Origin of the sequence: Novosphingobium sp., from assembly GCF_027486195.1 — a bacterium.
Classification (GTDB): domain Bacteria; phylum Pseudomonadota; class Alphaproteobacteria; order Sphingomonadales; family Sphingomonadaceae; genus Novosphingobium.
Map to the genome: position 1 here is coordinate 46,930 of NZ_JAIXPP010000093.1, position 13,495 is coordinate 60,424.

Here is a 13,495-nt window from a genome sequence, read left to right on the forward strand (position 1 = left end):
ACCTTTTGGCGGTGCGCTGTGGCAACGCCGCCGCAATGCGCGCGTTCAAACTCGCCCTGCTGATCCTCGCGCTTGTGCCGGTCACCTGGTTGCGGGCACCGAAGCCTGAACCCTCCAGCGATCCGGTGGTCCATCTCGCCGATCTGATGCCCACGCTGCGCAGCGATCTACCGCAGATGGGTGCATTGCAGCTGGCAGGCGTCTGGCAGATCAAGGGCCGTGCGCGCAGCCTCGGCACGCTATCTGGGCTGGCCCGGACGGACGATGGCTTCGTGGCCGTGGGCGACCGGGGCGGCGTGCTCTGGTTCACGCGGCCTGACAGGGCGGGGGCAGGGCGCGCGCATCTCGATCGTCTGATCCATCTTGAATGGCGCAAGCACCGCTATGCCACCGATGCCGAATCGGTCTTTGTGGAGCCGGCGAGCGGCGATCTCGTTGTCGGCTACGAGGACAAGCCGATGCTGCAGCGCTTCAGCCCGGATCTTGCGCGGCATGAGGCAATCCCGCTGCCAGCGCTGGCCGAATGGCCGGAGAATCAGGGCGCCGAGGCGATGACGCGCCTTGCCGACGGGCGCACCCTGATCATTGGCGAGACCTATTCCCGCTGGCTGGACCGGACCCGCCATCCGGCTCTGATCTTTCCGGGTACGCCCCGGCCGTTCGAGGACCCGGAGCGATTTGTGCTCATCATGCCGGACGGTTACCGGCCGAGCGAACTGGCGCAGATGCCGGATGGCCGGCTGCTCGTGCTGGGGCGCCATTTCGGCCTCCTCGGCTTCCGCTCGGTCATCGTGGTGTTTGCCCCGCAGGATGTCCGCTCCGGCGCTGAGTTGACGCCGCAGGTGCTCGCCCGGATCGATGATCCGCGTATCCGCGATAACTACGAAGGGATGACCGTGACACGCGAGGCCGATGGCAGCCAGGCGATCTGGCTGATCTCGGACAGCAACGAAATGGTCTGGGCGCAGCGAACGCTACTGCTCAAGCTGCGAATCGGGCCGGAAGTCCGCTAGACCCCGGCCCGTTCAGCGCGGGCGGCAGCTGGCCGCCCGGCGGATTGATCAGGCGGCAGTCGCCTTGGCCAGCTCGCGCTTCACCTTCAGCGCGCGCGGGCTGAGCTTGGTGTCCGACTGCTTGAGCAGCCAGTTGTCGAGCCCGCCGTTGTGCTCCACCGAGCGCAGGCCGTGGGTCGAGACGCGGAACTTGAAGCTGCGATCGAGCTTCTCCGACATGAGCGTGACGTTCTGCAGGTTGGGCAGGAACAGACGCTTGGTCTTGTTGTTGGCGTGGCTCACGTTGTGGCCGACCTGGCGGCCCTTACCGGTCAGTTCGCAGATGCGCGACATGGCTGAAAACTCGCTTGGATTTGAACGATCATGGATCGGGAAGGGCGCGCTTTTGCCGATCCGGGGGGCAAAGTCAAGGATTCGCACGTTGCGCTTGCAGCCCCACCCGCGCTAGCCCCGCCGGCATGACTCGCTGGCCCCTTCCCGAACCCATGCGCATGGCGCTGGAAGCCGCGGCACAGGCGGCAGAAGTGGGCGAAGTGCCCATCGGGGCGGTGATCGTCAAGGACGGCGTGGTGATCGCCGCTGCGCATAATACGCCGCGCGCGGACCATGATCCCACTGCCCATGCCGAAGTCATGGCGATTCGCGCCGCCGCCGCGGCGCTGGGGCAAGCGCGGCTCACGGGCTGCGACTTGTGGGTGACGCTGGAGCCCTGCGCGATGTGTGCGGGTGCGATTGTCCACGCCCGGCTTGCGCGGATCTACTACGCGGCGAGCGACCCCAAGGGCGGGGCGGTGGAGCACGGCGCGAAAGTGTTCGACGCGCCGGGCTGCCTGCACCGGCCGGAGGTCTATTCGGGCATCGGCGAGGCGGAAGCTGCGGAACTGCTGCGAGGCTTCTTCCGCGAGCGGCGTTAGCTGCCGCGCCAGATCTTCAGCGGGGCGGCGTCGCTGGCGCCCCGATCAGCGCAGGGTGCTGGCAGGAAGTCCTTGCCGTAACAGACGTGGACTTCCTCCAGCCAGCCGCGCGCGTTCGCCTTCACGCGGATCGCGGCGGCGGGCAGGAACGGGGTGGCGGCGCGAAACGCGGTGCGCAGGTCTCCGGCGGTGAGGCCGGGGCGGCGCGAGAGGCGCATCATGTCAGGATAGCGCAGCGAACGCAGCAGGGCGGCGCCGGCCTTGAAGTAGCCCTCTGGCCTGCCCGCCATGCAGGCGCCGTGCTTGGCCCATTCGTGCGCGAGGAGCGCGGGCGAGGGGGTCATGCACAAGTTGCGGCGCACCGTTTCGGCGGAGAGCGGCGCGGCCTCGCACCACTGCGGCCAATTGCCGGGCGTCGCTTCGGGCCACAGGCCGTGGAGGATGAAGCCGAAGCGCCCCAGTTCGCCGCCGCACTGATAGGCGGCACGCGGATCGCGCGCGCGGCTGCGGCAGTATTCCGGCGACCAGCTGAGCGCGAGGGTATAGCCCGCGATCGGCAGCACCCGGCGCGGGCCATCCGGCACCGGCAAGGCGGGCGCGGCCAATTGCGGCGGCAAGCGGCATTGCGGAACCTCGGCCTGCGCCGAAGCGGGAAGCGCGAGGGCCAGCGCCGCAAGAGCGATCACGCGCATCAGTTGAATGTGGACACGTCGACCATCTGGTTCTGCCCCTTGCTGCGCAGCCAATCGGCGGCATCGCGCCGGAACAGGAACACCACCGCAACAAATTGCAGCAGCGTGACCAGCGTGGTCAGCAGGGCTTCGAGAGGAGAGGAAGAGAACATCATCGCCAGCATGGGGACGGTGCCGATCATGCCGAGCAGGGTGATGACCACGAGAAGCCATTTTGCGATGTTGCTGGCCCGGCGCGCGATCAGATACCAGAACAGGAACGTCAGCCCGTAGCCGACCGCCATCAGGATCAGCAGCGCGAAAGGGCTCATGGCGTCACTGCTGCTGAAGCCGAGTAGCCCGATGGCATTGAGCAACTGGGTCAGCAGACTGATTGCAGTGCCACCGAGATAGAACTGTTCGAAGCGGATGATCGACTGCGGTCTCAATGCGCGGGTCCCCGTGATCGCTGTGCGGCCAGACTAGCATGCAGCGAGCAGGCGGCAATTGCGAGACAGTTCAAAGCGGCGTGAAATCGAGGCCGATATCGGCTGCCGGCGCGCTTTGCGTGAGGCGACCCACAGAGACGTAGTCCACGCCCGAGGCGGCGATTGCGCCGATGGTTTCGAGGCGCACGCCGCCCGATGCCTCGCACGGCGCGCGGCCTGCAACGAGCGCAACGGCCTCGCGCAGCAGGTCCGGCCCCATATTGTCGAGCAGCAGGCGGGTAGCTCCCGCATCCAGCGCGGGCTCGATCTGGTCGATGTGATCAACCTCGCAGATCACCTCGCGCACCCCTGCGGCGAGCGCGCGGCGCACCGCCTCGGCCACCCCGCCCGCGACGAGCACGTGGTTATCTTTGATCATCGCCGCGTCCCACAGCCCCATGCGGTGGTTAACCCCGCCGCCGGTGCGCACGGCGTATTTCTCAAGATGCCTGAGGCCCGGAATGGTCTTGCGCGTATCGAGCAGCTTCGCGCGCGTGTCCCCCATCGCATCGACATACTGGCGCGTGAGCGTGGCAACGCCCGAGAGGTGCTGCACGGTGTTAAGCGCGCTGCGTTCAGCGGTGAGCATGGCGCGGGCTGAGCCGGTGAGGCGCATCAGCGCGGAACCGGGGGCAACTTGCGCGCCCTCTTCGACAAGCACTTCGATTTCCATCGCCGGATCGAGCGCGCGGAAGAAGGCGGCAGAGATGGGGAGCCCGCAGACGGTGATCGCATCGCGGCTGTCCATCACCCCGGCAAAGCGCGCGTCCGCCGGGATCACGCTTTCGCAGGTCACATCATGCCCGCCGCCGGGCAGACCCTGCCCAAGATCCTCGGCCAGCGTGGCGGCGACGAAGGCATCGAGATCAAAGCCGGGGAGGGTGAAAGTGGTCATGCAGAGGGCTTACCCACGCGCCGTAGGTGTGTCGAGATACTGCACCAAAGGTGCTTCGCTCAGTTTCTCGCAGAGACGCAAAGGGAAAGGAGGCCACAGAGGGGAAGCGCGCCAACTCTGCGCCCTTCCTTCTTTCTCTGCGTCTCTGCGAGAAACCCGTTCAAAGCCTGCGGCGCAATCCTGCACTCAATGCACGAAGCGCGCCACCACATCGCGGTACGAGCGCGAAACCTTCACTTCCGAGCCCGAATCGAGCACGAGGAAGCATTCGCCGTTGGTGTGCGGCTTCACCTGCCGCACGCGGTCGAGGTTGACGATCTTCGAGCGGTGCACGCGCTGGAACACGCGCGGATCGAGCCGGCGTTCGAGGTCCTTCATCGTCTCGCGCAGGATCAGCGAATTGTCGCCGGTGTAGATGCACATATAGTCGCCCGCCGCCTCGATCCGCTCGATCGTATCGACATCGACGCGGAAGATCTGGCCGCGGTCCTTGATGTTGATGAGCTTCTCGAATCGGCCGACCGCAGGCTCGCTGTCGTCGGGCATCGAATCCATCGCATCGGGAGCGACTTCGGCGAGCACGGTCTTCAATTTCTCCGCCTCTTCCAGCCCGCGCTTTTCAGCAAGGCGGGTGCGCGCGCGGTCGAGCGCGTCGGCAAGGCGGGCTGGCTCGACGGGCTTGAGGAGATAGTCGACCGCATTGGCCTCGAACGCGCGGATGGCGTGCTCGGAATAGGCGGTGACGAAGACGAACAGCGGCGGATCGATCTCGATCACCCCGCTCACCACGCTGAACCCGTCGAACCCGGGCATCTGGATATCGCAGAACACCAGATCGGGCTTCTCGGTCTTGATCTTGCGGATCGCCTCGCGCCCGTTGGAGCAGGTGTCGATGATCTCGACATCGGGGAAGGCTTCAAGCCGAAGCTGGAGGCCCTGGATCGCGAGCTTTTCGTCATCGACGAGGATCGTGCGAATGGTCATGCGCTACCTTTGCTGTGTCGCGAGCTGCGCGGCAGACTGCTGATGGGGGGCTATCTCACGCGCTTCGAAGGGCAGTTCGATCACCACCATGAAGCCTCCACCCGGCCGCTCGCCGATTTCGAACCGCTGGTTCTCGCCATAGGCCTGGGCGAGCCGGTCGCGGATATTGGCGAGGCCGACGCGCGTGGAGTCCGATTGAGAACTGGTCACGCCGAACAATGTCGAGGGGTCGGTGCCCGGTTGCAAGCCCGGGCCGGTGTCGGACACGGTGACACGCAGCACCGGGCCGACGAGTTGCGCCGCGATGGTGATCGTGGCCCCTTCCTCGAGCGGGCTGACACCATACTTGATCGCGTTTTCCACCAGCGGCTGGAGCAGCAGCGAGGGCATCAGCGCGGGCGAGGCCTCATCGTCGATGCGGAATTCGGTGCCGAGGCGCTCCTCGAAGCGCATCCGCTCGATATCGAGGTAGAGCTTCAGCGTCTCGACTTCCTGCGCCACCGTCACGCGCCCGGTCGGCTCGTTTATCAGGGTGTAACGCAGGAACGAGGAAAGCCGGCTCAGCATCGCATTGGCGGGCTCTGTCTGCTTGAGCAGCACCAGCGTCGAAATCGAATTGAGCGTGTTGAACAGGAAGTGCGGGTTGAGCTGGTAGCGCAGCATGGCCAGCTGCGCCGAAGTGGCCTGTGCTTCCAGCCGCATCAGCTGGTCGTTCTGCTCTTCCACCTGCACATAGAAGTTGATCGCGTAATAGAGCGCCGACCACGCGCCGAGCAGCGTGAGATCGAGGTAGAACACGCCGAGGAACAGCTGCGCGAAGCCGGAATCGCCGTCCGTCCGGTAGAGGCTTATCACCCAGGAATCGATGAAGGCATAGAGCCCGACTGCGATGGCAAGAACGACCGAGGTGATGCCCCAGGTGATCAGCGGCGTGCGGTTGATCAGCGCGCGGTAGATCACCGAGAGGATCAGCGAGATTGAAAAGCCGGTGATCGTGGCGATCAGCACAATGATGAGGAACGACCAGGGCTGCGCATTGGCAAGGCTGGACAGCGCGCGCAGCAACATCGCGCCGCCCCAGCCAAGCATCTGCAGACGCCAGAAGGCGCGGTTCTTGTTGCCGAAGAACGGCGTGGGGCGCAGCGGCAGCTTCATTGCCATGGGGGATGTGTAGCCCACAGTTTGCCATCGCGCCACAGGTGGGCTTTGCGTGGCTGGGTAAACCGGTTATCCTCCCGCAAAACGGGAGAGAACCATGGATCATCACGGCAGTTCCGAAGAGCGCGCGCAGTTCCATTCGATGGAGGAAGGCACGCAGGAAGACTGGGCGATCATCGCGCGCGATTATGTCGGCTTTGCCGCCGGTCTGCCCGACCGCGTGCTTGCACACCTGAAGCTGCTCGATGGCGATTTCGGCGGCTTCCCGATCGACCGCCTGACCCACAGCCTGCAGACGGCGACCCGCGCGCACCGCGATGGCCGCCCCGAAAGCTATGTGGTGATGGCCTTGCTGCACGACATTGGCGACACGCTGGGTTCGTACAATCACCCCGAAATCGCCGCCGCGATTCTCCAGCCCTTCGTGAGCGAGGAAGAGCACTGGATCTGCCGCAATCACGGCGCGTTCCAAGGTTACTACTACTTCCACTATCTCGGCATCGATCGCAACGTGCGCGAAAAGCACCGCGACAATCCCCATTTCGATGCCTGCGCCGAATTCTGCGCCAAGTACGACCAGAGCGCGTTCGATCCGGACTACGACACCCTGCCGCTCGATTTCTTCGAGCCGATGGTGCGCCGGGTCCTCGCCCGCCCGCGCAGCGAGACGTCGATAAAGGCGATGGAAACGACCGCCGCGAAGGCCGGCGTTCCGGCCTAAGGCTCGCGGCGGAACCGCAGCGCCCAGTTCGTGTCGGGCTGGGCGCGCATCTCCGCGATCTCCGCCGCCATCTCGCGGGCGCGGGTGCTGGCCTTTCCGTGGCTCGCGCCGGGGATCACCAGCAGGCCGCGCGGACCGATGCGGCGGATCATCGTGAGTGCGGCTTCCGGCGGGTAACCGGCATTCGCCATGATCCACACCGAAAGTCGGTCCGCCTCGCGCTCGGTGCGGCGGACGGCTGCGGTGGGCCGCTTGCCCGGTCCGAGTAGGGTTTCGTGATCGAGTGCGGCGTGGGCCAGTTCGTGCGCCAGCACCGCCGCAATCATCGCTTCGTCGCCGCCGAGCTGGTCCAGCGCCTCCCGGCCGATGCGTACCTGACTGCGGGTTGCGCCGGCATTGTCCTTGGCATCATCGAGGATGAAGCGCACCCCGCACGATGGCGCGGCGGGTACAGTCACCACACGGCCGCCGTCCAGCGAGAGAGCAACCTTGCCGCCTTGCGCCGCCGCCTGCTCCAGCCGCGATTGCAGCGCCCAGACGCGGTCCCAGCTGCCCTGGCGCGGCGCAGGGCCGACCGGTTCGCCATCGACTGCCAGCACCACCGCGTTGGCGGCGAGGCCCGCCGCTTCTGCCGGGCCACCCGCCGCCACGGCTGCCACCGCGATATCCCCGGCCAGGCCATAGACCGCGCGCGCCACAGCCGGATCGGCGAAGGTCTGCACGTCGCCCAGCAGCAGGCCGATCCCGGGTGCGCCGCGTGCGCAATAGGACGCATTGGCATGGCTCAGCCGCCAGCCGATCGTCTGGACCTGCGCATCGTCCTGCTGGAGATCGTCGACGGGTTGCGCGGCGGCTGGCACCGCGAAGGCGAGCGCTGCCGCCAGAATCGTACGCTGGGCGCGCATCAGCCTTTGCGGGCTGCGTTGACCGCCTGTTGCAGCGCCTCGCGCCCCACTGCGCCGGTCATCAGCTTGCCGCCCACGCTCCATGCCGGTGTGCCGCTGATGCCAAGCTGGCGTGCAAAACCAAGGTTGCGCTCCAGCTCCTGATGCACACCGGGCGCTTGCGCGAAAGCAGTGGCGGCGGCGCTATCCACGCCGGCCGCAGTCGCGGCGGCCGCGATGCTGGCGCTGCTCGGCCGCTCGCCGGAGAACATCGCCTTGTGGAAGGCCGGATACTTGCCTTGCGCCGCAGCGGCGAGGCCCATGCGCGCGGCGGGTTCGCTTTCAGGCGCGATGATCGGCAGCTCGCGGACCACCACGCGCAGATCGGGATTGTCCTTCACCAGCGCTTCGACATCGGCCACGCTGCTGCGGCAATAGGTGCAGGCAAAGTCGGTGAACTCCACCAGAGTGACCTTGCCCTGCGGATTGCCGAGCACCGCACCGGGGAACGGAGTCTCGATCGCGCCGCGCAAGGGGGCGAGCCGCGCCTCGGCTTCGCGCGCCTGGAGCTTTTCCATCGCCTCGGGCAGCACTTCGGGGTGCTCGAGGATGTAGCTGCGCACCAGCGCCTCGATCGCGCCGCGCTGGCGGGCATCGATTCCCGCCTCGGCCAGCTGGCTTTCGAGCCTGGTGTCCTGCGCGGGCGCTGCCGCTTCGCCGCCTTGGCCATGCATGGCCCACCACCCACCAGCAGCACCCGCTGCGCCGATCACCAGCGCAAGGGCAAGAAACGGACTGAAACGCATCAACCAAACTCCTGCTGGGCCGCTTGCCCCGCGCTACCGCGACTTCTTCATCCGCTCAATCATCGCGCGTGCCGACATCGCGATATCCTGCGCGCGCAGCCAATCGGGCGAGCCCTTGGGCAGCGCGCCTTCCGCCGCCTCGGCGCTGCGCAGCGCCTCGGGCAGTTGCATTTCGCCCAGCTGCTGCTCCGCGCTGGCCAGCCGGGCGCGCGGAATATCGCCCTGCGCTTCATAGACCACGCCGAGCTGGTACCACGCGAAGGGATTGTCGCGATCACGCGCCACAGCGGTCTTGAGCACGCGCTGTGCCTCCGGGAAATTGGCCTTGTCTTCCGTCGCCAGCAGCGCATGGCCCAGCGTGGTGGCGATCAGCGGCGCGTTCTGGGTCAGCTCGGTCGCGCGGCGCAGCGGTTCGAGCGCGTCCTTCGGCCGCCCCGATTCGAGCAGGACCTGCCCCTTCAGTTCGAGCGCATAGGGATCGTTGGGGTCCATCTTGAGCAGCGCGTCGGTTTCCGCGAGCGCCTTGTCCATCAGCGCTTCCTTGTGGAACGCATAGGCGCGGGCAAGGTGTGCGGGCGCGTCCTGCATCCATTCGGGGTAGGCGGCCAGCGTGGCGGCAGGCTCCGCCAGATAGCCCACCAGCTTTGCTTTCACCCGCAGGAACCGCGCCTGCAGCGCGGGATCGGGCGGCGCATTCCATGCCGGATCCTGCGAGAAGCTGTCCTGCATCGTCGTCAGGCGGTCTGCCGTCATCGGGTGGGTCGAATAGAACTCCGCATCGGCATCGCGCTTGAAGCCATAGCGGAACTCCATGTTCTGCAGTTTCTTGAAGAAATCGACCGAGCCCTTGCCCGAAATCCCGGCCTTTGAGAGGAAGCCCACGCTTGCCGCGTCGGCCGAGGATTCCTGTGCGCGGCTGAAGGCGAGGTACTTGCCCAGCGCCGCCTGCTGGCCGGCCATCATGATGCCGATGCCCGCGTCCCCGGAACCGGCCGCCGCCGCCGCCGCGCCCAGCAGCAGGCTGAGGATGGTGATGCCCGTGGCAGGCTTGCCGCCCTCGTCGCCCCGGATCACGTGGCCGCCGGTGATGTGGCCGAGCTCGTGCGCGAAGACGCCTTGCACTTCCTGCGCGTTGTCCGCTGCGCTGATCAGTCCCGAATGGATGTAGACCGCCTGCCCGCCCGCCACGAAGGCGTTGATCGAGGGATCGTTGAGCAGCACGAGATCGATCGCACGCGGATTGAAGCCCGCCGCCGCCACGATCGGCGCGGCCATGTCCTGAAAGAAGGCCTCGGTCTCGGCATCGCGCAGCATCGATTGCGCGGCGGCTGGCGTCGGCGCGAGCAGGAGCGCGATGGAGGCCGCCAGGGCCTGCCCTAAACGGCGGGGGAGGGACCGTGTCACGATGCGCGCAGCTTATCCGCCATGCGCCTGAACCGCCGGTGAAGCGGTCACCTTGGCCAGGAACGGCAGCACGGCGTCAAGGCTTCGCGGATCGTGCGAGAAGGGCCGCGCGAACATCATGATCAGGCCCTCGTGGGTTACGCCGTCCAGCAGCACGGCCCGCGTCGGCGCGCCGGCGCGGGTCATCGTGCGGGCAAGCTCGACCGAATTGCGCGGGCGCACGCGGGTATCGGCGGTGCCATGGACAAGCAGCAGCGGCGGCCCTCCGGCGCGGGCGTGGACCACCGGCTGGGTCTCTTCGGGATCGGGTGCCTTGCCGAAGCTGAGCTTGGTGGCGTCGGAATCGAAGGGATAGAAATCATAGGGACCGGCAAGCCCGACCACCCCGCGCAGGGCATCCGCCGAAAGGCCGCGGGCCGCCAGCCAGCGCTTGTCGAGCCCGAGCATGACCGCGTTGTAGGCCCCGGCGGAGTGCCCCATCAGGACGAGGCGGGAAGGATCACCGCCAAGCTTTGCGGCATGGTCTGCCACCCAGCGCAACGCGGCAGCGCCATCCTCCAGCATCCCGGGATAGCGCGCCTTGGGATAGAGCCGGTAGCCGGCCAGCACCACGGCATAGCCTTGCGGTGCCAGCGCGCGGGCCATGAAGCGATAATCATGCGGATCGCCCGAGCGCCACCCACCGCCATGGATGAACACCACGATCGGCAGCGGTCCCTTCGCGGAGCCGGTATCGGCGGGCAGGAACATTTCCAGCTTCTGCGCCGGATCACTGCCATATCGTACCGATGCAACTTCGCGGATCATGCCGTCGCCCCCGCGCAGCACGCGGTCCGCGTTGTCGAGCATCGCCACGGCTTCCGTCGCAAGTGCTTGTCGATAAAGCAGAAACCCGCCCACGCCGAGCAGTGCGAGCACGGCCAGCGTCCACAGGAGCCAGCGGCGGCGCGGCTTGCCGGGTGCGCGTTTCAGGATCGTTAGGTCAGCCATGGCGCATGGCTAGACGGTTTTGTTCAGGCGGGAAAGCGGCCCTTCAGCCCAGCAGGCGGCGCGCGGCGCGCTCCAGAAGCGGCTGGTCATCGGCAATCTCGCCAAGCAGCACCGCGGGGCCGCTCGCCAGACGGCGCACCAGCACCAGCGCGAATTCGGCGCCGTCCGGTTCCAGCGCATAGAGCGGCTTGTGATCGAGCGTGCGCAGGTTCTCGACCAGCGATGCGCGCGGCGCGGGCGCGGTCTTGCCGGTTTCCTCGCGGCGCAGCTTGCGCTCCAGCGCAACGACGCCCTTGAGGCCGCCGGGCGCCTTGGCAAGGTAACCGCCAAGCTCGCCGTAGCCGAGCGCAAGGCGCTGCGCATGGGTCAGCGCGGTGGTGTATTCCGCGATGCGTGTCTTGTCGTAGTCCGCGCCGAACACAAGCTTGACCAGCGGGGTCAGCGGCGCGCGCGCCTGCATGGTGAGGCCGGCATCGGCGACCATTTCGGCATAGTCTTCGGGCGCATCCTCGGCCGCGAGTGCGAAGTCCCACGCCCGGCCGATCGCGGCATAGAGCGCGCCGCGCGTGCGGTCTTCGCTGGCGTGGGCGATGTACGCCAGATCGCGTGCCGAGGCGAGCCAGTCCGCCAGGCAGGCCGGTTCGGGCTCACCCGGCGCGAGGCCGTGCTCGGGCTCGGCCGCTTCGCCGGCGATGATTTCAGCGCCGAACTCGGCCAGATCGAGCGGCTGTTGGCCTTCGAACCCGGCGATTTCGCCGTCCGGCCCATCGGCCCAGCCGCCCAGCGGCACCGTTGCCCGGCGCGGCGCGAGCGTCGCGCTGCTCGGGCGCTGATCCAGCGACTGGTCGATCTCCAGCAGCAGCGCGTCGGTGGTCTGCTGGTCGGCCAATTCCTTCCAGTTGATCACGCCGTACAGGTAGTCAATCGTGGTGTTGTCGGTCGAAAAGGGCAGGAGAATGCCCCGGTACAGGATCGTGCGGCCGCGCTGGTTGACGAATTCGGCCTCGAAGCCGATCGGCGCCTGGTTGGCGATGATCTGCAGATAATGATCGGTGATGCGCGACAGCAGCGAGCGGCCCGGAATGTCGCTCAGGCGGCGCAGCGGGCTGCCGGCCTCGCATTCATCGGCAAGCACCTGGCCAAGGAACGGGATCGCCGGATCCTCGATGCCGTTGTCGAAGTGCAGCAGCACCGAATGGTCGGAAAAATCGGGCAAGTGCCCATCGAGCAGCGATTGCACAGGCGGGAACTGCCCTTGATCAAGCAGGCTCGCCCAGAAATTGTAGGCGCGCACCTGCATGCGGCGCTCGTCCTGCCCGATCGGCGGCGGCGGCGCGGCGACCGTGCCCTGCTCGTCGATCGAGTCCTCGTAAGCGGTATACTCGGCGGCATAGTCGAGAGGGTCCTGACCCTCTGAACCGTCCTTGCTGATGCCGCGATACGTATCCATGAACCAGTCCCCGTGGTCGTCCGATGGGGCCCGTCATGGCGCAACATGGTAAAGATGTGTTTAAGTTGCGCCGCGCCTCTGCACGCAATCGTTCGAATATGGTGGCGTTCGAATATGGTGGGTTCCCAATCCCGGTCCCGCGATCAATCAGCGCGCGGCGATTGCCGATGCCTTGGCCAGCAGCCGCACCGCCATGTCGCGGTGCAGCAGTTCGGCCATCTTGCCGCCCACCTTGAGCGCGCCCTTGCCCGCATTCGCAGGGTCCGCAAACGCGGCAACGATGGCTTTGGCTTCCACCACTTCGGTTTCGGCCGGTGCGAACACGCGGTTGGCGGTTTCGATCTGCGAGGGATGGATGAGCGTCTTTCCGTCGAGACCCAGCTCGCGCGCCTGCACGCATTCCGCTTCGAGCCGCGCGGGATCGTCGATCGCGTTGCACACCCCGTCGAGCAGGACGAGGCCATGCGCGCGCGCCGCCATCAACGATTGCACCATGACCGGCACGAACCCGGCGCGTCCTGGCAATTGCGCCATGCCGGTTTCCTTGGCGAGATCATTGAGCCCGAGCACAAACCCGGCGAGCCGCGAGAGCCGCGCCGTTTCCGCGATCCGCTCCAGCGCGAGCACCGCCCGGGGCGTTTCGATCATCACCCACAGGCGGACGGCGGGATCATAGCCTGCCCCGTCCATCGCCACCGAAAGCGCCACGACGTCGGCGGCATCGTCGACCTTGGGCGCCAGCAGGGCGTGGAGTGGGCAGCCCGCCAGCGCGGCGAGATCGGCCTTGCCCCAGGGCGAGCCGAGCGGGTTGATCCGTGCGATCATTTCCCGGTGCCCGAAACCGCCAGCCGTCAGTTCCTCTACCAGCGCGGTGCGGGCCTCGTCCTTCATCTCGGGCGCAACGGCATCTTCGAGATCGAGCGCGACGGCATCGCAGGGCAGCGCACGCGCCTTGTCGACAGCACGGCGGTTGCTGGCAGGCATATAGAGCAGCGAGCGCAGCGGCTGCGCTTGAATCAGGGCTTCCGGCACACACTTCTCCGAGAAAGTATGGGGCACTTGGGCATGAGGCGGTTGGCCCCCGCCCTTTCCCGATGCCGCGTCGCTGCGCAAGCGA

15 protein-coding genes are annotated in these 13,495 nt (G+C 66.9%); 3 read left to right on the forward strand and 12 right to left on the reverse strand.

The genetic code is table 11. The annotated features are described in order from the left end of the window. The first annotated feature begins 35 nt into the window (after positions 1–35). The gene (locus Q0071_RS16990) at positions 36–1,013 is read left to right on the forward strand and encodes an esterase-like activity of phytase family protein (protein ID WP_298172197.1); all 978 of its coding nucleotides are present in this window, start codon (positions 36–38) and stop codon (positions 1,011–1,013) included. Positions 1,014–1,061: 48 nt separating this feature from the next. On the opposite strand, the gene rpmB is transcribed toward Q0071_RS16990, so the two are convergent. Then, positions 1,062–1,346 carry a 50S ribosomal protein L28 gene (gene rpmB / locus Q0071_RS16995; protein ID WP_298172200.1) on the reverse strand — a complete coding sequence of 95 codons (285 nt, stop codon included), beginning with the start codon at positions 1,344–1,346 and terminating at the stop codon, positions 1,062–1,064. Between the two features lie 125 nt (positions 1,347–1,471). On the opposite strand from rpmB, the gene Q0071_RS17000 reads away from it, so the two are divergent. Further along, positions 1,472–1,927, forward strand: a complete 456-nt coding sequence (locus tag Q0071_RS17000) for a nucleoside deaminase (RefSeq protein WP_298172203.1) — start codon at positions 1,472–1,474, stop codon at positions 1,925–1,927. Here the strand turns inward: Q0071_RS17000 and Q0071_RS17005 are convergent. The 5 genes from Q0071_RS17005 to Q0071_RS17025 all read right to left on the reverse strand — a co-directional run bounded on the left by Q0071_RS17005 (position 1,924) and on the right by Q0071_RS17025 (position 6,126). Beyond that, a complete protein-coding gene (locus tag Q0071_RS17005; protein ID WP_298172206.1) occupies positions 1,924–2,619 on the reverse strand; it encodes a ribonuclease T2 in 696 nt (231 codons plus the stop codon). The genes Q0071_RS17000 and Q0071_RS17005 overlap by 4 nt on opposite strands. Continuing rightward, entirely contained in the window at positions 2,619–3,047 is a 429-nt protein-coding gene (locus Q0071_RS17010; protein ID WP_298172211.1) for a hypothetical protein, read from the reverse strand. Before Q0071_RS17010 ends, Q0071_RS17005 begins: the two co-directional genes overlap by 1 nt. 70 nt (positions 3,048–3,117) lie before the next feature. Next, the gene (nadC, locus tag Q0071_RS17015; protein ID WP_298172214.1) at positions 3,118–3,981 is read right to left on the reverse strand and encodes a carboxylating nicotinate-nucleotide diphosphorylase; all 864 of its coding nucleotides are present in this window, start codon (positions 3,979–3,981) and stop codon (positions 3,118–3,120) included. Positions 3,982–4,167: 186 nt separating this feature from the next. Then, entirely contained in the window at positions 4,168–4,965 is a 798-nt protein-coding gene (locus tag Q0071_RS17020; protein ID WP_298172216.1) for a LytTR family transcriptional regulator DNA-binding domain-containing protein, read from the reverse strand. A 3-nt stretch (positions 4,966–4,968) separates the two neighbouring features. Then, positions 4,969–6,126: a histidine kinase gene (locus tag Q0071_RS17025; protein WP_298172218.1), complete on the reverse strand. Its 1,158-nt coding sequence runs from the start codon at positions 6,124–6,126 to the stop codon at positions 4,969–4,971. Between the two features lie 94 nt (positions 6,127–6,220). On the opposite strand from Q0071_RS17025, the gene Q0071_RS17030 reads away from it, so the two are divergent. After that, complete coding sequence (locus tag Q0071_RS17030; protein WP_298172221.1) at positions 6,221–6,844, forward strand: HD domain-containing protein; 624 nt, start codon at positions 6,221–6,223, stop codon at positions 6,842–6,844. Here the strand turns inward: Q0071_RS17030 and Q0071_RS17035 are convergent. The 6 genes from Q0071_RS17035 to Q0071_RS17060 all read right to left on the reverse strand — a co-directional run bounded on the left by Q0071_RS17035 (position 6,841) and on the right by Q0071_RS17060 (position 13,410). Further along, on the reverse strand, positions 6,841–7,749 hold the full coding sequence (locus Q0071_RS17035) for a hypothetical protein (protein WP_298172225.1): 909 nt from the start codon (positions 7,747–7,749) through the stop codon (positions 6,841–6,843). The two genes, Q0071_RS17030 and Q0071_RS17035, sit on opposite strands and share 4 nt — an antisense overlap. Beyond that, on the reverse strand, positions 7,749–8,534 hold the full coding sequence (locus tag Q0071_RS17040; RefSeq protein ID WP_298172228.1) for a thioredoxin domain-containing protein: 786 nt from the start codon (positions 8,532–8,534) through the stop codon (positions 7,749–7,751). Before Q0071_RS17040 ends, Q0071_RS17035 begins: the two co-directional genes overlap by 1 nt. Positions 8,535–8,567: 33 nt before the next feature. Beyond that, positions 8,568–9,848 carry a M48 family metalloprotease gene (locus Q0071_RS17045; protein ID WP_298172376.1) on the reverse strand — a complete coding sequence of 427 codons (1,281 nt, stop codon included), beginning with the start codon at positions 9,846–9,848 and terminating at the stop codon, positions 8,568–8,570. A gap of 102 nt (positions 9,849–9,950) precedes the next feature. Then, positions 9,951–10,928 carry an alpha/beta hydrolase gene (locus tag Q0071_RS17050; RefSeq protein WP_298172230.1) on the reverse strand — a complete coding sequence of 326 codons (978 nt, stop codon included), beginning with the start codon at positions 10,926–10,928 and terminating at the stop codon, positions 9,951–9,953. 43 nt (positions 10,929–10,971) lie between these two features. Next, positions 10,972–12,378: a hypothetical protein gene (locus Q0071_RS17055; protein ID WP_298172233.1), complete on the reverse strand. Its 1,407-nt coding sequence runs from the start codon at positions 12,376–12,378 to the stop codon at positions 10,972–10,974. A gap of 147 nt (positions 12,379–12,525) precedes the next feature. Beyond that, positions 12,526–13,410, reverse strand: a complete 885-nt coding sequence (locus Q0071_RS17060) for a CoA ester lyase (protein ID WP_298172236.1) — start codon at positions 13,408–13,410, stop codon at positions 12,526–12,528. Positions 13,411–13,495: the final 85 nt, after the last annotated feature.

Bases quoted from the DNA above. Each gene is read 5' to 3' on its own strand.
- Q0071_RS16990 (WP_298172197.1), top strand. From the start codon at position 36: ATGCGCGCGTTCAAACTCGCCCTGCTGATCCTCGCGCTTGTGCCGGTC.
- rpmB (WP_298172200.1), bottom strand. From the start codon at position 1,346: ATGTCGCGCATCTGCGAACTGACCGGTAAGGGCCGCCAGGTCGGCCAC.
- Q0071_RS17000 (WP_298172203.1), top strand. From the start codon at position 1,472: ATGACTCGCTGGCCCCTTCCCGAACCCATGCGCATGGCGCTGGAAGCC.
- Q0071_RS17005 (WP_298172206.1), bottom strand. From the start codon at position 2,619: ATGCGCGTGATCGCTCTTGCGGCGCTGGCCCTCGCGCTTCCCGCTTCG.
- nadC (WP_298172214.1), bottom strand. From the start codon at position 3,981: ATGACCACTTTCACCCTCCCCGGCTTTGATCTCGATGCCTTCGTCGCC.
- Q0071_RS17020 (WP_298172216.1), bottom strand. From the start codon at position 4,965: ATGACCATTCGCACGATCCTCGTCGATGACGAAAAGCTCGCGATCCAG.
- Q0071_RS17025 (WP_298172218.1), bottom strand. From the start codon at position 6,126: ATGGCAATGAAGCTGCCGCTGCGCCCCACGCCGTTCTTCGGCAACAAG.
- Q0071_RS17030 (WP_298172221.1), top strand. From the start codon at position 6,221: ATGGATCATCACGGCAGTTCCGAAGAGCGCGCGCAGTTCCATTCGATG.
- Q0071_RS17035 (WP_298172225.1), bottom strand. From the start codon at position 7,749: ATGCGCGCCCAGCGTACGATTCTGGCGGCAGCGCTCGCCTTCGCGGTG.
- Q0071_RS17040 (WP_298172228.1), bottom strand. From the start codon at position 8,534: ATGCGTTTCAGTCCGTTTCTTGCCCTTGCGCTGGTGATCGGCGCAGCG.
- Q0071_RS17045 (WP_298172376.1), bottom strand. From the start codon at position 9,848: ATGCTGCGCGATGCCGAGACCGAGGCCTTCTTTCAGGACATGGCCGCG.
- Q0071_RS17050 (WP_298172230.1), bottom strand. From the start codon at position 10,928: ATGGCTGACCTAACGATCCTGAAACGCGCACCCGGCAAGCCGCGCCGC.
- Q0071_RS17055 (WP_298172233.1), bottom strand. From the start codon at position 12,378: ATGGATACGTATCGCGGCATCAGCAAGGACGGTTCAGAGGGTCAGGAC.